Raw genomic sequence first — 19,675 nt, 5'->3', positions numbered from 1 at the left:
ATGCAGGTTGACTCCCCGGGCCGGGGATGGGGGACGGTCCACGCCAAAAGGGAAGCCCGGACACCACTGGTGGCCGGGTTTGGCGTTTATGCAGCAGGCAGACAGGCCGGACGGCGCCTTGTGGGCGCCGTCCGGGTCAGGTGGCCAACCGGATCACGGCGCCACCGATGGGGCGCGCCAGGCGGGATCACCGCCGGCGCTGCAAGCTTCGGCAATCAGATGTCAAACTGGGCGTTCAGGCGCTCGACGTTGCTGGCGAGCTTGTTGAGGGCCGACAGGTAGGCCTTGGCACTGGCGACGATGATGTCGGTATCGGCGCCCTGGCCGTTGGCGACGCGGCCGTCGCGGGTCAGCCGCACGGTGACTTCACCCTGCGATTCCGTGCCCTTGGTGATGGCATTGACCGAATACAGCTCCAGCTCGGCGCCGCTGTTGACCACCTGTTCGATCGACTTGAACGCGGCGTCCACCGGGCCGGAGCCGCTGGATTCTGCCCGCTGCTCGGCGCCGTGCTGGGCGAACACGATGCTGGCCACCGGCGGCTCGCCGGTTTCGGTGCTGACCTTGAGCGACACGAACTTGTAGTTTTCCGGCTCGCTGGCCACCAGCTCGTCGGACACCAGTGCGTGCAGGTCTTCGTCGAAGATCTCGCGCTTGCGGTCGGCCAGTTCCTTGAAGCGGGCAAAGGCGGCATTCAGCGCTTCTTCGCTGCCGAGCTCGATGCCGAGTTCGGCCAGCTTGGTCCTGAAGGCATTGCGGCCGGAGAGCTTGCCCAGCGTCAGGCGGTTGGTGCTCCAGCCCACTGATTCGGCCGACATGATCTCGTAGGTTTCGCGGTGCTTGAGCACGCCGTCCTGGTGGATGCCGGATTCGTGGGCAAAGGCGTTGGCACCGACAATGGCCTTGTTCGGTTGTACCGGGTAGCCGGTGATGGTGGATACCAGTTTGGATGTCGGCACGATCTGGGAGGCCTCGACGCGGGTCTGGAGACCGAATACGTCTCGACGGGTCTTGATTGCCATCACCACTTCTTCCAGAGAAGCGTTGCCGGCGCGTTCGCCCAGACCGTTGATGGTGCACTCGACCTGGCGGGCGCCGCCCTGCACGGCGGCAAGGCTGTTGGCCACGGCCATGCCAAGGTCGTTGTGACAGTGGGTTGACCAGATCACCTTGTCGCTGCCGGGTACACGGGCGATCAGGGTGCGCATGTGTTCCTGCCATACGGACGGGATGCTGTAACCGACAGTGTCGGGCACGTTGATGGTGGTGGCACCGGCCTGGATGACGGCGTCGAAGATACGCACAAGGAAGTCCATGTCCGAGCGGACTGCATCTTCGGCGGAAAATTCAACGTCGTCGGTGTATTCGCGGGCGATCCTGACAGCCTTGACGGCGGCTTCGACCACCTGGTCCGGCGTCATCCGCAACTTCTTCTCCATGTGGATCGGGCTGGTGGCGATGAAGGTGTGGATACGGCCGCGGGCAGCCGGCCTGATCGCTTCACCAGCGGCACGCACGTCGTTTTCATTGGCGCGGGCCAGGCTGCAGACCGTTGATTCCTTGATGACTTCGGCAATGGCGCGGATCGATTCGGCATCGCCCGGACTGGCGGCAGCAAAGCCTGCCTCGATGATGTCGACACCGAGCTTTTCCAGCTGGCGGGCCACGCGGATTTTTTCCTCGCGGGTCATGGCCGCACCCGGGCTTTGTTCGCCGTCGCGCAAGGTGGTGTCGAAGATGTAGAGGCGATCGCTGCTCATGACAGTCTGGCTCCCGTTCTCTGGCGCGGCGCTGGCGCCCTCGATGTAGTGTTGGATATCAAGTTTCCAGCCGCGGTCAGCCGCGATCCGGGTGAGTTTTTGTAATTGGGAGAGCGGGAGACTGCCGCGGGCGCGCCATTTGTAAACGGCAGCCCTGCTGACCGGATCGGCCGGGTAGGCGAAGGTCAGGGCGTCGGCGAGGGCGGTAACCCCGCCAAAATCGCGAATCAGACGATCAATGTCCAATTGCATGTCGGTCTCCAGCGTCTATGTGTCATGACACTACGCTGGATTGGACAGTGTGGCAAACAGAATTTGCCGGAAAGCGCAAAAATCTGGCGAAAAAGCGTGTCCAGTCATATTTATTGGACTTTTTGTCCAAATTTATCTGGCGGGAAGAGCGTCGCTCGCGGCGGACGTAGCCGGTGGTCCGGCCTCGGACAGGCTGACCGGCAGCAGGCGCTGCGCCAGATAGGTGGCCATGTCCTCGGCCGGCAGCGGCCGGCTGAAGTAATAGCCCTGGATGAAGTCGACCCCCGCCGCGTGCAGGTAGTCCAGCTGGCCCTGCGTTTCCACGCCTTCGGCGATCAGCCGCAGGTTGAGGATTTTGCCCAGTGCAATGATGGCGCGCACGATGGCCGCGTCGGAGGGGTCGGTTTCGACGTCACGCACGAATCCCTGGTCGATTTTCAGCAGGTCGACCGGGAAGCGCTTGAGGTAGTTGAGGCTGGAATAACCGGTGCCGAAATCGTCGATCGACAGTTGCACGCCGAGTGCCTTGAGTTCGGTCAGGGTGGCGATCACCTGTTCGACGTCGTGCATCACGATGCTTTCGGTCAGCTCCAGTTCCAGGTACTGGGGCGGCAGGCTGGTGTCGGCCAGTGCATCGGCCACCACGGCGGTAAAGTTGGACTGCTGGAACTGGCAGCCCGACAGGTTGACCGCCACGGTGAGCGGCGGCAGGCCGGCGCGCTGCCAGACCATCGCCTGGCGGCAGGCTTCACGGATGGCCCAGTTGCCCAGCGTGATGATCAGGCCGGATTCTTCAGCCAGCGGGATGAAGCGTCCCGGGCTGACCATGCCGAGGGTCGGATGCTTCCAGCGCATCAGTGCCTCGCAGCCAACGACGTGGCCGTCGGTCACGTCGATCTGCGGCTGGTAGTGCAGCATGATCTCGCCGCGCAGGTGGGCGTTGCGCAGCTCGCCCTGCAACTGCAACCGCTCGGCGGCGGCGGCGTTCATGTCCGGGGTGTAGAGCTGGAAAGTGTTACGGCCGCGCGCCTTGGCTTGGTACATGGCGATGTCGGCATTGCGGATCAGGTCATCGGCTTCTTCGCCGTCGCGCGGATACAGGCTGACGCCGATGGTGGGCGTGGTTGGGAGTTCGCGTCCGTCGACGCGCACCGGCACCGACATGGCGGTCAGGATGCAGGCTGCGACTTCGGAGGCGGCGCGTTCGTCGGCACCGGGCAGTACCAGCAGGAATTCGTCGCCACCCAGCCGCGCCAGGATGTCGTCCGGGCCGGCAAAGTCCGACAGGCGGCCGGCCACTTCGCGCAGCACCACGTCGCCGACGGCGTGGCCCAGCGTGTCGTTGATGGTCTTGAACTTGTCCAGGTCGACAAACAGTACCGCCAGCGGATGCTGGTGCTGGTGCACGCTGGTGATGGCCTGGCCCAGCCGGCGGTACAGCGCATGGCGGTTGGCCAGTCCGGTCAGGGCGTCGAAATGGGCGTAGCGCTCGATCTGCTCTTCGTTTTCCTTCTGGTCGGTCACGTCGTTGACGGTACCGACAAGGCGCGCAGCGGCCGTGTCTTCGGCGGCAGCAATGTACTGCCCGCGCGCATGCACCCAGCGCATCCGGCCGCCGGGCGGGCAGACCCGGAAGCTGGTTTCCAGCCGGTCGGGTGCATGCGGCTCCTGCTGCCAGTGCTCGAAGGCCTGACGGATGCGGGCCTGGTCGTCCGGGTGCACCCAGGCCAGCCACAGGGCGGCCGGGATCGGCTGCTGTTCCGGTACGCGGATGTCGAGGCGCTGGCGGATGGCGCCGGTGATGGTGATGGCGCCGGTCGCCAGTTCCAGTTCGTAGAGTCCGGTGCCGGAGGCCTGCAATGCCAGCCGCAGGCGTGCGTCGCTGTTGGCAAGGGCGGCAGCGGCCTGCTTGAGCTCGCTGACGTCGCGGGCGATCAGGCACAGCAGTCCGTCGCCTTCGGTGTGGGTCAGCACGCTGGCGGTGACTTCGACTGCCAGGGTCTGGCCGTTGCGGCAACTGAACGAGGTTTCCAGTGTGACGTTGTCCCCGCGCGCAATGCGCTGCTGCAGGCTCATCCAGGCCGCGCCGCCCAGGCTGGGGGCGATCCGTGACAGTGGCCGGCCGTAGAGCTCGTGCGGATGCCAGCCCAGCTGCTTTTGTGCACGCAGGTTGGCATAGCGCACCCGGCTGTTGAGGTCGACCCACAGGATCAGGTCGACACCGTGGTCGACCGAATACTGGGTCAGGCGCAGCTGGCGCTCGCTGTGTTCGACCCGGCGCAACTGGCGCAGCAGCACGCCCAGCAGCAGGCCCGATCCGCACAGCAGCAGGCTGATCAGCAGTGCCTTGGCACGCATGTCCTGGTACCAGCGCTTGAGCAGCACCGAGTAACTGCGGCTGATGCCGATGGCGAGCGACTGGCCGCTGAGCCAGGTCAGCGTCAGCAGGCGCTGTTCGCCATCGGCGGCCTGGTAGTCGAGGATGCGGTCGGTGCTGACCTCGCGCAGCTGTTGCTGCACCAGCGCCTGGGGCAGGGGGTGGCGGTGTGTGGTGGTGCGGGCGTCGGGGTACGAAATCAGCGCCGTACCGTCAGCACGCAGGACATCGATGCCGGTATGTTCGTCCAGCCCCAGCGAGCGGTAGAACTGGTAGAAATAGTCAGGATCAATGCCGGTCAGCAGGACACCGGCAAACTGCCCGTTGTCGTGCAACGGAGCGGCAATCGGCACGAACAGGCGCTGGTCATAGAGGTTGGGCACCGGCTGACCGTAGGTATAGGGCAGTCCGGGCGTGTTGCGCAGCGTATTGAAGTAGTCACGCTGGTGGATGTTGAGCCGCCCGATCGGATAGTGCAGCGACGAGGCCAGCACGTTGCCCCAGGCGTCGGCCACGGTCAGGAAATACGATTGCGGATCCACTTGCAGGGCTTCCTGCAACCGGGCGTACAGGGTGGATTCGTCCCGGTCGTGGATGGCGCGCAGCAGGTCGGCGTCACGGCCGAGGTTGGCCAATTGTCCGGAGGACAGCCGGAACGAGCGCGAAAAATGCACCGACAGCGCCCGCGACAGGGTCAGGAGCTCGGTGCGCGCATCGGCAAGGGTTTGCTGGTAACTGCGCCAGGCCTCGTAACCGGTGGCACCACAGACCAGAATGACCAGCACGGCAAAACCGGCGATCAACCCCCGGCGCAGCCGGGCGGCCGGATGCTGGGCATGGGCCGGAAGGGTGTGCCGCAGGGCAGAGGGCAGGACGGACATTCTGCTGACAGGCCAGGCTCGGGATTCAAGAGGCTGCCATCAAAGCAACAAGCCTGCCTGTTCGTCAAGCAATAAGGTAATTCAATGGCATGACTGTCGCCGCCCGACAGGCGGCGACAGGATTCATGCTCAGCGCCGGCGGACGGGCGGCAGGTCGGTGCAGCTGCCCAGCGCCACTTCCGCCGCCATGCCGATGGATTCGCCCAGCGTCGGATGCGGGTGGATGGTCTTGCCGATATCTTCGGCATCGCAGCCCATCTCGATCGCCAGGCACAGCTCGCCGATCATGTCACCGGCGTGAGTGCCGACCATGGCGCCCCCGACGATCCGGCCGGATTCGCTGTCGAACAGCAGCTTGGTCAAGCCCTCGTCACGACCATTGGCGATGGCGCGTCCGCTGGCGGCCCACGGGAACACCGCCTTCTGCACGCTGACACCCTGCTTTTTCGCCTCGTCCTCGGTCAGGCCCACCCACGCCACTTCCGGATCGGTATAGGCCACGCCCGGAATCACCCGTGCATCGAAAAACGCCTTGTGACCGGCGCAGTTTTCCGCTGCCACATGCGCTTCGTGCACCGCCTTGTGCGCCAGCATCGGCTGGCCGACGATGTCGCCGATGGCAAAAATGTGCGGCACGTTGGTGCGCATCTGCTTGTCCACCGGGATGAAACCGCGCGCATCCACCGCCACGCCGGCCGCTTCGGCACCGATGCGGCGGCCGTTGGGTGCCCGGCCGGTGGCGTACAGCACCCGGTCGTAGCGCCGGGCTTCGGCCGGGGCGTCCGGGCCTTCAAAGCTGACCCATACGCCGTCCTCGCGCGCCTCGACCGCCACGGTGCGGGTATTGAGCATCACCCGGTCGAAACGGTGGGCGTTGTACTTCTGCCAGACCTTGACCAGATCGCGGTCCGGGCCCTGCATCAGACCGTCGAGCATTTCCACCACGTCGATGCGGGCGCCGAGGGTGGAATACACCGTGCCCATTTCCAGCCCGATGATGCCGCCGCCGATGACCAGCATGTGCTCCGGCACCGATTCCAGCTTCAGCGCGCCGGTCGAGTCGATCACCCGCGGGTCGTCCGGCAGGAAGGGCAGTTTCACCGGCTGGCTGCCGGCGGCGATGATGGCGTGTTTGAAGCCGATCACGCGGGTTTCGCCGCTCTGTTCGCGGCCATCGCCCTGGGTCAGTGCCACCTCCAGATGGAAGGGATCGACAAAGCGGCCTTCGCCGCGTACCACGTCCACCTTGCGGGCGCGGGCCATGCCGGCCAGCCCGCCAGTCAGCTTGCCGGTGACCTGGTTCTTGTAGGCACGCAGGGCGTCGAGGTCGATTTCCGGTTCGGCGAAGCGGATGCCGTTGGCGGCCAGATGCCGCACCTCGTCGATGACCGCCATGTTGTGCAGCAGTGCCTTGGACGGAATGCAGCCGACGTTGAGGCAGACCCCGCCGAGGGTGGCGTAGCGTTCGACGATGACGGTTTTCAGGCCAAGGTCGGCGGCACGGAAGGCGGCCGAATAGCCACCGGGACCACCGCCGAGCACCAGCACGTCGCAGTCGATATCGCTGCCGTCCCGTACGGGGGCCGGCGTCGGTGCCGTTACGGCGGCCGGGGTCGGGCTGGCGGCAGCGGCGGGTTCCGCGACGGGCGCGGCGGCGGTCGTGGCCGTGTCGGCACTCTCCACCACCACCATCACGTCGCCCTCGCTGACCTTGCTGCCGACCTTGACCCGCACCTCGCGCACCACGCCGGCCGTGGTGGCCGGCACGTCCATGGTGGCCTTGTCGGTTTCCAGCGTGATCAGGCTGGCGTCCACGGCCACGGCGTCACCCGGCTGCACCAGCACGTCAATCACGTCCACATTGGCGTGGCCGCCGATGTCCGGCACCTTCAGTTCGATCAGAGCCATGGTGTCTCCTTACAGCATCAGGCGGCGGATGTCGGCCAGCAGCTGGCCAAGATACGCGGTGAAACGTGCGGCGGCAGCGCCGTCGATCACGCGGTGGTCGTAGGAGAGGCTCAGCGGCAGCATCAGGCGCGGCGCGAAGGCCTGGCCGTCCCACTTGGGCTTGATCTCGGACTTGGACACGCCAAGGATCGCCACTTCCGGGGCATTGATGATCGGCGTGAACGCGGTGCCGCCGATGCCGCCGAGGCTGGAGATGCTGAAGCAGCCGCCCTGCATCTCGGTCGGCAGCAGCTTGCCCTCGCGGGCCTTCTTGGCCAGCAGGGCAGTGTCCTGCGCCAGCTCGATCAGGCTCTTCTGGTCGGCATCGCGCACCACCGGCACCACCAGCCCGTTGGGCGTGTCGGCGGCAAAACCGACGTGGTAGTACTGCTTGAGCACCAGCTGGTCGCCATCGAGGCTGGCGTTGAATTCCGGGTATTTCTTCAGAGCAGCCACCACGGCCTTGATCAGGAAGGCCAGCGGCGTGAGCTTGATACCGTCGGCCTTCAGCTCGTTGCCCATGTCCTTGCGGAAGGCTTCCATGTCGGTGATGTCGGCTTCGTCGAACTGGGTGACGTGCGGGATCATCGCCCAGTTGCGCGCCAGATTGGCGCCGGACAGCTTCTTGATGCGGGAGAGCGGCCGCGTTTCGACCGGACCGAATTTGGCGAAGTCCACCTTCGGCCACGGCAGCAGGTCGAGTCCGCCGCCCAGCGACGGGCCGGTAGCGGGGGCGGCCGTGGCCGGTACGGCCAGCGTGGCCTTGACCCAGGCCTTGAGGTCGGCGTCGAGAATGCGTCCCTTGCGGCCGGAACCGGTGACGCGGGCCAGGTCGACTCCCAGCTCGCGGGCCAGCCGGCGTACCGACGGGCCGGCGTGGGCCCTGGTGAAACCGGCTTCGTCGATGGCCGTGACGGCGGCGGCGGGCGCAACGGCGGCAGGCTGGCTGGCTACGGCAGCTGCAGGCGCCGGCGTGGCGGGGGCCGGGGCGGAGGCCGAGGCGGCAACGACTGCCGGAGCAGCCGGCTGTGCGGTGGCGGTTTCTGTGGTTTCGATCACCACCAGCTCGCTGCCTTCGCTGACCTTGTCGCCGGCCTTGACTCGGACTTCGATCACGCGGCCGGCCTGTTCGGCCGGTACGTCCAGCGTGGCCTTGTCGGTTTCCAGCGTGGCGAGGGTGGCATCGACGGCCAGCAGGTCGCCGGGTTTTACCGGTACGTCGATCACGTCGACATTGGCGTGGCCGCCGATGTCGGGTACGCGCAGGGTCAGGCGCTGGCCAGTGGCGGCCGGTGCGGCCGGTGCCTTTGCAGCCGGAGCAGCAGCTGTGGCCGGAGGAGCGTCGGCAGCCGGTGCCGCAGCAGTTGCAGTGGCAGAGGTATCCAGCACGACCAGCAGCGAACCTTCGCTGACCTTGTCGCCGGTCTTGACCTTGACGTCAATGACGCGGCCGGCGTGCGTGGACGGCACGTCCATGGTGGCCTTGTCGGTTTCCAGCGTGACCAGCGGGGCGTCGACGGCGAGGGTGTCACCGGGCCTGACCAGCACGTCGATGACATCGACACCGGCGTGGCCGCCGATATCGGGCACCTTGATTTCGATGGGATGGGACATGGGGAGCGATCCTTGGGTCTGGCCGGCCGCGCAGGCGGCCGGCGAAAGTCAGTGTGGCGTCAGACCGTCCACGGGGCCGGACGGTCGGCATCAATGCCGTAGCGGGCAATGGCTTCGGCCACGCGCCCGGCCGGCAGCCGGCCTTCGTCGGCCAGGGCCTTGAGCGCGGCAATGACGACATGATAACGGTCGACTTCGAAATGGCGGCGCAGGTTGGCGCGGCTGTCGGAGCGGCCAAAGCCGTCGGTGCCGAGCACGGTGTAGCGGCCCGGAACCCATTCGCGGATCTGTTCGGCGTAGGCGCGGATGTAGTCGGTGGCGGCGATGAAGGGGCCTTGCTGGCCGGCCAGCTGCTGTTCGACCCAGCCTTGCTGCGGGGCAGCGGTCGGGTGCAGGCGGTTGTGGCGCTCAGCAGCCCGGCCGTCACGGGCCAGCAGGTTGAACGAGGTGGCGCTCCAGACATTGGCCTGGAGGCCGAAGTCGTCGCGCAGCAGGTCGGCGGCTGCCAGCACTTCGTTGAGGATAGTGCCGGAGCCCAGGAGCTGCACGTCGGCGCCGTCAGCCGGTTGCAGGCAGTAAAGGCCCTTGAGCACGCCCTGTTCGCTGCCGGCCGGCAGCGCGCGGTGACGGTAGTTCTCGTTCATCAGGGTGATGTAGAAGAACACGTCTTCCTGGTCGACGTACATGCGCTTGAGGCCGTCCTGCAGGATGACGGCCAGCTCGCCGGAGAAGGTCGGGTCGTAGCTGACGCAGTTGGGGATCAGGCCGGCCTGGATGTGGCTGTGGCCGTCCTCGTGTTGCAGGCCTTCGCCGTTGAGCGTGGTGCGGCCGGCGGTGCCGCCGAGCATGAAGCCGCGGGCGCGCATGTCGCCGGCGGCCCATGCGAGGTCACCGATGCGCTGGAAGCCGAACATCGAGTAGTAGATGTAGAACGGGATCATCGGCGTGCCGTGGTTGGCGTAGCTGGTGGCGGCGGCAATCCAGCTCGACATGGCGCCCGGCTCGTTGATGCCTTCCTGCAGCATCTGGCCGTCCCGCGATTCCTTGTAGAACATCAGCTGGTCGGCATCCTGCGGCACGTAGTTCTGGCCCTGGGTGGACCAGATGCCGTACTGGCGGAACATGCCTTCCATGCCGAAGGTGCGTGATTCGTCCGGCACGATCGGCACGATGTGGCGGCCGATGGTCTTGTCTTTCAGCAGCGTGCCCAGCATGCGCACGAAAGCCATGGTGGTGGAGAAGCTGCGCTCGCCCGAATCCTGCAACAGGGCGTCAAAGACGTGCAGGCCGGGAATGGCCATCGGCGCCTGGACCGGCCGGCGCTGCGGCAGGTAGCCGCCCAGTGCGGCGCGGCGGGCGTGCATGTAGCGCATTTCGGCGCTGTCGTCGGCCGGCTTGTAGTAGGGGGCGCTGGCCAGCTCGGCGTCCGATACCGGAATGCCGAAGCGGTCGCGGAACTTGCGCAGGTCTTCCAGGTCCATCTTCTTGGCCTGGTGGGCGATGTTCTGCGCTTCGCCACTGGAGCCCATGCCGTAACCCTTGATGGTCTTGGCGAGGATCACGGTCGGCCGGCCCTGCGGATTGGTGGTGGCCTCGTGGTAGGCGGCGTACACCTTGTGCGGGTCGTGACCGCCGCGGTTGAGCGCCCAGATTTCGGCGTCCGACATGTTGGCGACCATCTCGCGCAGCTCCGGATACTTGCCGAAGAAGTGCTCGCGCACGTAGGCGCCGTTTTTCGACTTGAAGGTCTGGTAGTCGCCGTCCACGCATTCGTCCATGCGCTTTTTCAGCAGGCCCTTGCTGTCCATGGCCAGCAGCGGATCCCAGCGGCTGCCCCAGATCACCTTGAGCACGTTCCAGCCGGCGCCGCGGAAGTTGCCTTCCAGTTCCTGGATGATCTTGCCGTTGCCGCGCACCGGGCCGTCCAGCCGTTGCAGGTTGCAGTTGATGACGAAGATCAGGTTGTCGAGACCTTCGCGCGCGGCCATGGCGATGGCGCCCATCGATTCGGGCTCGTCCATTTCGCCGTCACCGCAGAAGCACCACACCTTGCGTCCCGGCGTCTTGGCCAGCCCGCGGCTTTCGAGGTACTTGAGGAAGCGTGCCTGGTAGATGGCCATCAAGGGGCCCAGGCCCATGGACACGGTGGGGAACTGCCAGAACCCCGGCATCAGCCACGGGTGCGGGTAGGACGACAGGCCCTGGCCGTCGACTTCCTGGCGGAAGCTGTCGAGCTGCTCGGCGGAGATGCGTCCTTCCATGAAGGCGCGGGCGTAGATGCCCGGAGCGATGTGGCCCTGGAAAAACACCAGATCGCCTTCCTGCTCGTCGTTGTGGGCGCGCCAGAAGTGGTTGAAGCCGACGTCATAGAGGGTGGCGGAAGACTGGAAGCTGGCGATGTGGCCGCCCAGCTCGAGGTCTTTCTTGCCGGCGCGCAGCACCATGGCGGCCGCGTTCCAGCGGTTGATTGAGCGGATGCGGTGCTCCAGCTCGTGATCGCCCGGCGAGTGCGCCTCTTTGGCGACCGGGATGGTGTTCTGGTAGGCGGTGGTGGCATCGAAGGGCAGGTAGGCGCCGCGGCGGCGGGCGCGTTCGACCATCTGCTGCAACAGGAAATGGGCGCGTTCTGGGCCTTCGGTGTCCAGCACGGACGCCAGCGCGGCCAGCCATTCCTGGGTTTCCTGCGGATCAATGTCGGGGGTCGGGTAGTCAGCCATGTCTCTTCCACCTCTGCTGTTGTGGGTGTGTGGGCGCCGGGCCGGTCCGGCCGGTGCCGCGTTGTGTGTCCGGTTTGGTTGAAACCGAAACATGAATGTCGTTTTGTGCGCGCAGAATTGTGCCGTAACCCGTTCAAATTTGCAGCGGTTTTCGCATACGTCAACGGCAGCCTGTGTACCGTTTTTCGAATATTCAGGATGTGCGGTGCAACAAAGCCGTTTTATTGGCTGTTTTGTGGCAATTTTCCGGATTTAACCACTGTCTGACAGTCGGGTTGCCGGGTAAATGTCCGTAGGTGCGTATTTGTTGTTTTGTGAAAATAATGTGAAAAAATCTGCCTGCCGCCGCGAATCCGTCGCCAGCCCGGCATCGCCGTACCGGTTAGCGGCGCTGGCGCTGGGCCTCGATCTGTTCCTTGACCACGGGCATCAGCTCGCGGATGCGCGCATCAAGGCGCGAACGCAGGTAAAAATCGTCACCCGGTGCTTCGCGGGCCAGCTGGAACTGCTCCAGCGCCGGGCGCGCTTCCTGCTGGTAATACAGCTGCTGGCCCAGCGCAAAGTGGTAGCGCAGCTTGTCGCGGTCGGCATAGATGCGTGCCAGCCGCGCCCACAGCTCGGGGTCTTCCGGCCGGCGCGACACGGCTGTTTCGGCCAGCTGGCGGGCTGCATCGGTCTGGCCGGCGGCGATCAGGCTGTCGAGTTCGCCATAGGCGAGAGCTGGTGCGTCCGGGAAGCGCTGGCGGCCTTCGCGGTACAGGCGGGCGCTGGTGGCGTAGTCGCCGCCGGCTGCGGCGATGGCAGCGTCCAGCGACACCAGCCACGGATGCGGAGCCGGTGCCAGCGCGCGTGCCCTGGCTGCCGATGTCCGCGCCGCGGCCAGGTCGTTGCGCTTGAGCTGGGCCCCGGCCAGACCGTACCACTGCGCCATTTCGCTCAGGTAACGGCCGTCCTTGAGCGCATCGGTATAAAAGCTGATGGCGGCCTGCGGGTCGAGGCGGGACAGGCGTGCCTTTTCGCGTGCCAGCAGGAATTCGGTCGAATCGGCCGGCATGCGGCTGGGCAGGCTGAGTGCCCGGCCCTGTGCCTCGCTCATGCGCTCGCTGGTGACCGGGTGGGTGCGCAGGAAGGCCAGCGCGTTGTTGTTGCTGGCGCGGTTGACCTTCTGCATGCGGTCGAAAAACGCCGCCATGGCGCGCGGGTCAAAGCCGGCGCGTGTGAGTGTCTGCATGCCGACACGGTCGGCCTCGCGCTCGAAATCCCGGCTGTACGCCAGCTGCTTTTGCATCGCCATGCCCGGGCCGACCTGTGCAGCGGCCAGTGCCGCATCGGCGCCGCCGCCGGCGCTGGCCATCAGGACCGCAGCCAGGATGCCGCCGATGGCCAGCAGCTGGTTCATGCCCTGCTGCTCCAGCTGGCGGGCAATGTGACGCTGGCTGACGTGGGCCATTTCGTGGCCGATGACGCTGGCGAGCTCCGATTCGCTCTGGGCCGCCAGCAACAGGCCGGTATGCACGCCGATATAGCCGCCGGGCATGGCAAAGGCGTTGATCTGGCCGTCGTCGATGGCAAACAGGGTGTAGTGCTGGGCCGGGTCCGGGCTGGCGGTGGCCAGCCGGCGGGACAGCCGGTTGAGGTAGTCGTCCAGCTCGGCGTCACCCAGCATGGCCTCCTGGGCCCGCAGCCAGACCACGCCCTCGCGGCCGGCGCGAGATTCGTCGCGGGAGCTGAATCCGGCTTCGGCCGAATCGCCGAGATCGGGCAGGTTGATCTGGGCCGTGACCGGTGTAACAGCCATCAGCCCGGCGAGCAGGAGTGCGAGCGGCGTCTTCATGCGTTTCATCATAAACGCGCAGCCGGGCTGTCGTCCTTAACGTCGTGGCCGGTCGCGCCGCATCAGGTGCTGCTGTTGCGCTGGCGCGCCCACGCTACGGCCTGACCGAGGCCGCCGGCATTGTGCACGCCGGTATAGCCCAGTGCGGCCAGCATGCGTACGCCGCTGGCCGAGCGCATGCCGCTGGCGCAGTAGAGGATCATCGGCGTGTCGAGGCCGGGGGCAATGCGGGCAATGCCGGACTGCAACTGGCCCAGCGGCAGCGACAGGGCACCGGGAGCGTGGCTGCCGGCGAATTCGGCCGGCTCGCGCACGTCGATCAGCAGGACATCGTCACCTTGCGGCAGTTGCGGGCTGTGGCCGCCCAGCAGGCGTTGGAACAGGGCAAACATGGTGTATTTCCGGACAACTCGAAAGGGTTAGTTCAGCAAGGCATTGACGCGGGCCAGCGCTGCCGGGTCCAGGTCACCGGTAGCGGCCTGCAGGCGCAGCCAGTCCAGCAGGGTATCGTGGCGCAGCGCAGCCTGCTCGCGCACGATGCCGGCGCGGGCCTGTTGGGCATTCAGCAGGTCCAGCGTGGTGCGGGCACCTTCCTCGACGCCGGCGCGGGTGGCCGCCAGCTGGCGCTCCACCGACTGCCGGGCTGCCGCCAGTGCGGCCAGCCGGGCATGGCCGACGCTGACGCCCTGCCATGCCTGCCGCACCTGGTCATCCACTGACAGGGCTTGGCTGCGCAGGCCGGCATCGGCCGCCTCGCGCCGGGCCAGCGCCTCGTCGAGCCTGGCCGAGCGCCAGCCGCTGGTAAACAGCGGGATGGTCAGCTCGACGCCGGCATACTGCTGGCGCCCGTACTGGGCGGCACTGCCGCTGCCGCGGAGGCGGTCTTCTCCGGCGCGGGCCACCAGTTCCAGCTTCGGGCTGGCCCAGGCGCGGTATTTGCCGACTTCTTCGGCCGCCGCATCACGGGCGGCCGATCCGGCGGCCAGCAGCGGACTGTGCTGGCGCGCCCGCGCCTGCAATTCCGCCAGCGGAGCCAGCGGCAGGCCGGTGGGGCCGGGATCGCGGCTGATGGCCGCGGGGCTGCCGGCCAGACCGCCGGTGACGTCGGCGAGGCGGGCCCCGGCCAGTTCGCGGGCCTGTTGCAGGGCCAGCAGTTCGGCAGCGATCAGGTCGCGGCGGGCGCGGGCTTCTTCCAGGTCGGTGACCGGCGCGTCGCCCACGTCGTAGCGGGCCTGGGCCAGTCCCAGAGCCTCGGCCACCGCTTCGTCCTGCGCCCGGGCACTGGCCAGTGCCGCGTCCAGCCGCAGGACTTCGAAATAGCGCTGTGTCACATCCAGCATCACGCCCTGTTCGTCCGCCGTGGCGCGGGCGGCGCCGGCGCGGGCCCGCGCTTCGAGCTGGCTGGCGCTGGCCGATTTTTCCCGGTCGTAGAGCGGCTGGCGCAGTTCCACGCCCCAGCGGGTGGCGGTGCCGTTGCGTACCCGCGACTCAAAATCCACCTGGTCGGACTGCATGCCCGGCATGGTGAAGCGGGCGCCCTGGGTGTCCTGTTCCTGGCTGGCCGTGCCGGCTCCGGCGCTGAGTCCGACGGTCGGCAGGCGCAGGGCGCGTCCCTGGCGGGCCAGCGTGGCGTCGGCTTGGCGGGTGGCTTCGACGGCCGCCAGTTGCGGATCGTGCTGGCGGGCTGCCTGCCAGGCGTCGAGCAGGTCAAAGGCGTACAGCGCCGGGCTCGCCGCCAGCAGGGCTGCGAGCACCGTCAGGCGGTTTACGAACATGCCCGGCCTCCGCAGCCGCCCGTGCCTTCCTTGACGCCGAGCTTTTTCAGCACGATGGCGAGCGGGCAGAAGTTGGTCAGCGAAAACTGCAACAGGTTGGCGCCGACAAAGGCCGTCAGCCACAGGAAGTTCTGGCTGGCGTACAGCGGGCTGGCCGGGACGGCCAGGGCGAGGCTCAACAGGATCATGCAGCCGGCAAAAAAGCGGATGGCGCGTTCGATGGTCATGCGGTTTCTCCTTGGGATGGGGCGTGGTCGCCCTCGTGACTGGAACGGAAAGCGATGTAATAGAGCAGCGGGATCACCAGCAGGGTGAGGACGGTCGACACCAGGATGCCGAAGATCAGCGAGATGGCCAGCCCGTTGAAGATCGGGTCGTCGAGGATGAAGAGGGCGCCCAGCATGGCAGCCAGCGCGGTCAGCGCGATCGGCTGGGCCCGGGTGGCGGCCGAGTCCACCACGGCTTCCTTGAACGGCACGCCGCGCGCCACTTCCTCGCGGATGAAATCCACCAGCAGGATCGAGTTGCGCACGATGATGCCGGCCAGCGCGATCATGCCGATCATCGAGGTGGCGGTGAACGGTGCCCCGAGCAGGGCATGGCCCGGCATCACCCCGATCAGGGTCAGCGGGATCGGCGCCATGATCACCAGCGGCACCAGATAGCTGCCGAAGTGCGCCACCACCAGGAGGTAGATCAGCACCAGGCCGACAGCGTAGGCCGCACCCATGTCGCGGAAGGTTTCGTAGGTGATCTGCCACTCGCCGTCCCACTTGATGGCGTAGCCGCGCCAGGCGTCGTCCGGCTGGCGGATGAAGTATTCGGCCACCGGGCCGCCGTCCGGCGCGGTCAGCGCACTGATGGCGCCGCGCATGCCGAACATGGCGTAGAGCGGACTGTCGGTCTGGCCGGCCATGTCGCCCACCACCATCGCCAGCGGCAGGCCGTCCTTGCGCCAGCGCGGCTGGTCCACCGTGCCGGGCTCGGCCGTCACCAGCTCGCGCACCGGCACCAGTTCGCCGCTGGCGGCGCGCACGGTCAGCGCCAGCAGGGCTTCGTCGTTGCCGCGGGCAGACACGGGCAGGCGCAGCTGTGCCGGCACCGGATACTTGCCGGCACCGTGCAGCCAGGTGGCATTGTCGCCGTTGAGGGCGGCGGCCAGCGTGGCGACGATTTCGGCCTGCGGTACGCCGCGGCGGGCGGCTTCGGCCTGGTTGACCACCAGCACGCGCCTGGCGGCCGGCGGATTGACGGTACTGTCGATGTCCACCACACCGTCCTGCTGCGTGAACAGCTGGCGGATCTGCCCGGCCAGCGCATCGCGGCCGGCGGCTGACGGGCCGTAGATTTCGGTCACGATCGGCGACAGCACCGGCGGACCCGGCGGCACTTCCACCACCTTGACCCGCGCGCCGTGGCGGGCCGCGATGGCCTCCAGTGCCGGCCGCACCCGGCGGGCGATGTCGTGGCTCTTGGCGTGGCGCTCGTGGCGGTCGGCCAGGTTGACCTGGATGTCGCCGACTTCGCCGCCGGCCCGCAGGCCGTACTGGCGCACCAGTCCGTTGAAGTTGATCGGCGCCGCGGTGCCGGCATAGGCCTGCCAGTTGACCACTTCCGGCTGGGTGGCCAGCCAGGCGCTCATTTCGCGCAGGGTGGCCGCGGTTTCCTCCACCGGCGTACCGGCCGGCAGGTCGACCACTACCTGGAATTCCGACTTGTTGTCGAACGGCAGCATTTTCAGCACCACCAGCCCGGACACCGGCAGCAGCAGCGACACCGCGATCAGGCCGGCCACGCCGAATCCCAGGAGGCGGCGGGCGCGGGTGCCGGTGCGGTCATCCAGGAACGGCGCGAACAGGCGGCGGGTCAGCGGCAGCAGGCGGCCGGCCATGCCGGCGTGGGCCTCGAACCGGTGCGGCAGCCACTTGAGTGCCAGCCACGGGGTGATGACGAAGGCCACGCCGAGCGAGATCAGCATGCCCATCGAGGCATTGATCGGGATCGGGCTCATGTACGGCCCCATCAGCCCGGAAACAAAGGCCATCGGCAGCAGGGCAGCAATGACGGTGAAGGTGGCAAGGATGGTCGGGCCACCCACCTCGTCCACCGCACGCGGGATCAGCGTGACCAGCGGGGCTTCCGGGTCGAGCAGGCGGTGGCGGTGGATGTTTTCCACCACCACGATGGCGTCGTCGACCAGGATGCCGATCGAAAAGATCAGCGCGAACAGCGACACCCGGTTGAGGGTGAAGCCCCACGCCCACGAGGCGAACAGGGTGGCGGTCAGGGTCAGGACCACTGCCACGCCGACGATGGCAGCCTCGCGGCGGCCCAGTGCAAAGAACACCAGCGCCACTACCAGTGCGGTGGCAAAGGCCAGTTTCTTGATCAGCGTCTGCGCCTTGTCGTTGGCGGTTTCGCCATAGTTGCGCACCACTTCGACGCCGACGCTGTCGGGAATCACCGTGCCGGACAGCGAAGCCAGCCGCGCCTTGAGGGCATCGGCCACCGCGACGGCATTGGCGCCGGCCTTTTTGGTGATGGCCAGCGTCACCGCCGGGTATTCGCCGCCGTTCTGGCCCTTGATGCCGTGCCAGACATAGCGCACGGCCGGCTCCGGGCCGTCGGTGATGCGGGCGACCTGGTCGAGGTAGACCGGGCGGCCGTTGTAGACGCCGACCACCAGCTTTTCGACCGCGCGGGCGCTGTCGAGGAAGGGGCCGGTTTCGATGGTGAGGCTACGGTTGTTGGCGATCAGTTCACCGGCCGGCAGGGCGGCGTTGGCGCCTTGCAGGGCACGGCGCAGGTCGCTGACGGTCAGCCTGGCGGCTTTCAGGCGCGCCGGGTCGAGTTCGATGCCGATGGCGCGACCCGGACCGCCGAGGGTGGTGACTTCGCGTACGCCGGCCACCCGCTGGAGGTCGCCTTCGATGCTGTGTGCCACCCGTTCCAGTGCGTAGGCGCCCTGCTGCGGATCACGGGCAAACAGGGTGACGGCCACCACCGGCACGTCGTCGATGCCCTTGGGCTTGATCAGCGGCGGCAGGGTGCCCAGGCCCGGCGGCAGCCAGTCGCCGTGGCTGTGCACGGTGTCGTAGAGGCGCACCAGCGCATCGGTACGCGGCACGCCGACCTGGAACTGCACCGTCAGGATGGCCAGCCCCGGACGCGACAGGGCAAACACGTGTTCGACACCGCTGATCTGGCCCAGCACCTGCTCGGCCGGCTGCGCCACCAGCGATTCCACCGTTTCGGCGCTGGCGCCGGGGAAGGGCACCAGCACGTTGGCCATGGTGACGTTGATCTGCGGCTCTTCCTCGCGCGGGGTGACCGCGACGGCAAACAGGCCGAGCAGCAACAGCAGCAGCGCAATCAGCGGCGTGATGCGGTTTTGCAGGAAAAAGGCCGCCAGCCGGCCGGCCAGCCCCATGGATGCAGGCGTGCGCATCAGTGACCTCCCGTGCGGCGGGCCGCCGCTTCCGGCGTGGTGACCACCCGCTCGCCGGTCCGCAGTCCGGCCAGCACCTCCACGTCGCTGCCAAGGCTGTCGCCCAGCCGCACGTAGCGCAGCTCGGGCGCACCCTTGGCGCGCAGTACGTAGACGGCGGTCAGTTCGGCCCGGCGCACCACGGCCTGTTGCGGCACGGTCAGCCGGCTGCTGCCGGCCGCTCCGCTGACCGGCAGCTCGACCCGGGCAAAGCGGCCCGGTGCCAGCGCGGTCTGTGCCGGCAGCTCCAGTCGCAGCGTGCGCGTCTGGCTGACGGCATCGGTGGCCGGCAGCCATTGCACTCTGGACGGCACCAGGCGCTGGCCGTCGACCACGATGGCGAACCTGCCGCCGGCCTGCACCCGGCTTTCGACGCTGGCGGGCACGCTGGCGGTGACGCGCAGGGCCGCCGGGTCGTAGACCACGGCAATCGGCTGCCCCGGCTGGGCCAGGTCACCGACGTTGGCAAACGTGTCGGCCACCAGGCCGGCAAACGGGGCGCTCAGGCGGTACAGGCCGGCCTGGGCGCCGGCCGCGCGGGCACTGGCCCCCTGGGCGCGGGCGCGGGCTGCGGCGCTGCGGTACTGGGCTTCGGCCCGTTCCAGCGCGGCGGCTGACAGGTACTGCTTGGCGGCCAGCGCGCGGGCCCGCTCGACTTCGCGGCGGGCCACATCCAGCTGGGCCTGGGCGGCGGCAATCTGGGCGGCACTGGCAGCGGCGGCCTCGCGGGCAGTTTCACCGTCGATTTCGGCTACCAGCTGGCCGGCGCTGACGCGGTCACCGGCATTGACCGGGCGGGCGGTGACACGACCGGCCACCGGGACGGCCAGCCGCGCTTCGCGCACGGCTTCGACCTGCCCGTCAGCCTGGTAAACGCCGCTGGCTGCCGGTGCGCCGACGGTGACTGCCGGCAGGGCCGGGCCGGCGGCGAATGCGGGAGAAAGGGCTGCCAGACCGGCAAGAGCGGCAGCGAGCGGGAGGAGGGGCAGTCGGTTCATGTCGGTACGTTATTCAAATTTATATAATGTTTG

At 67.5% G+C, this 19,675-nt stretch carries 11 protein-coding genes; all 11 read right to left on the bottom strand.

The features are described 5' to 3' along the window. Positions 1–215: 215 nt before the first annotated feature. Positions 216–2,012, bottom strand: a complete 1,797-nt coding sequence (locus G542_RS0108715; protein ID WP_012695619.1) for a 2-isopropylmalate synthase — start codon at positions 2,010–2,012, stop codon at positions 216–218. Between the two features lie 132 nt (positions 2,013–2,144). Continuing rightward, complete coding sequence (locus tag G542_RS17510; RefSeq protein ID WP_012695620.1) at positions 2,145–5,270, bottom strand: EAL domain-containing protein; 3,126 nt, start codon at positions 5,268–5,270, stop codon at positions 2,145–2,147. Positions 5,271–5,399: 129 nt separating this feature from the next. After that, a complete protein-coding gene (lpdA, locus tag G542_RS0108705; protein ID WP_027823902.1) occupies positions 5,400–7,178 on the bottom strand; it encodes a dihydrolipoyl dehydrogenase in 1,779 nt (592 codons plus the stop codon). Positions 7,179–7,187: 9 nt separating this feature from the next. After that, a complete protein-coding gene (gene aceF, locus G542_RS0108700) occupies positions 7,188–8,831 on the bottom strand; it encodes a dihydrolipoyllysine-residue acetyltransferase (protein WP_027823901.1) in 1,644 nt (547 codons plus the stop codon). Positions 8,832–8,890: 59 nt separating this feature from the next. Continuing rightward, positions 8,891–11,548 carry a pyruvate dehydrogenase (acetyl-transferring), homodimeric type gene (gene aceE, locus G542_RS0108695; RefSeq protein WP_012695624.1) on the bottom strand — a complete coding sequence of 886 codons (2,658 nt, stop codon included), beginning with the start codon at positions 11,546–11,548 and terminating at the stop codon, positions 8,891–8,893. A 382-nt stretch (positions 11,549–11,930) separates the two neighbouring features. After that, complete coding sequence (locus G542_RS0108690; RefSeq protein ID WP_051189983.1) at positions 11,931–13,382, bottom strand: M48 family metalloprotease; 1,452 nt, start codon at positions 13,380–13,382, stop codon at positions 11,931–11,933. Positions 13,383–13,444: 62 nt separating this feature from the next. Then, positions 13,445–13,774 carry a rhodanese-like domain-containing protein gene (locus G542_RS16385; protein ID WP_051189982.1) on the bottom strand — a complete coding sequence of 110 codons (330 nt, stop codon included), beginning with the start codon at positions 13,772–13,774 and terminating at the stop codon, positions 13,445–13,447. Positions 13,775–13,801: 27 nt separating this feature from the next. Then, on the bottom strand, positions 13,802–15,157 hold the full coding sequence (locus tag G542_RS16380) for a TolC family protein (protein WP_051189981.1): 1,356 nt from the start codon (positions 15,155–15,157) through the stop codon (positions 13,802–13,804). After that, positions 15,148–15,384 (bottom strand): YgaP family membrane protein, encoded by a 237-nt coding sequence (locus G542_RS0108670; RefSeq protein ID WP_012695630.1) that lies wholly within the window; start codon positions 15,382–15,384, stop codon positions 15,148–15,150. Before G542_RS0108670 ends, G542_RS16380 begins: the two co-directional genes overlap by 10 nt. Beyond that, on the bottom strand, positions 15,381–18,605 hold the full coding sequence (locus G542_RS0108665) for an efflux RND transporter permease subunit (protein WP_027823899.1): 3,225 nt from the start codon (positions 18,603–18,605) through the stop codon (positions 15,381–15,383). Before G542_RS0108665 ends, G542_RS0108670 begins: the two co-directional genes overlap by 4 nt. Beyond that, a complete protein-coding gene (locus tag G542_RS0108660; RefSeq protein WP_027823898.1) occupies positions 18,605–19,642 on the bottom strand; it encodes an efflux RND transporter periplasmic adaptor subunit in 1,038 nt (345 codons plus the stop codon). The genes G542_RS0108665 and G542_RS0108660 overlap by 1 nt, the downstream gene beginning before the upstream one ends. Positions 19,643–19,675: the final 33 nt, after the last annotated feature.

The organism is Laribacter hongkongensis DSM 14985 (genome assembly GCF_000423285.1).
GTDB classification, from domain to species: Bacteria; Pseudomonadota; Gammaproteobacteria; order Burkholderiales; family Aquaspirillaceae; genus Laribacter; species Laribacter hongkongensis.
The sequence above is the reverse complement of the archived record's forward strand: the minus strand, read 5'-3'. Positions and strand labels throughout refer to the sequence as shown.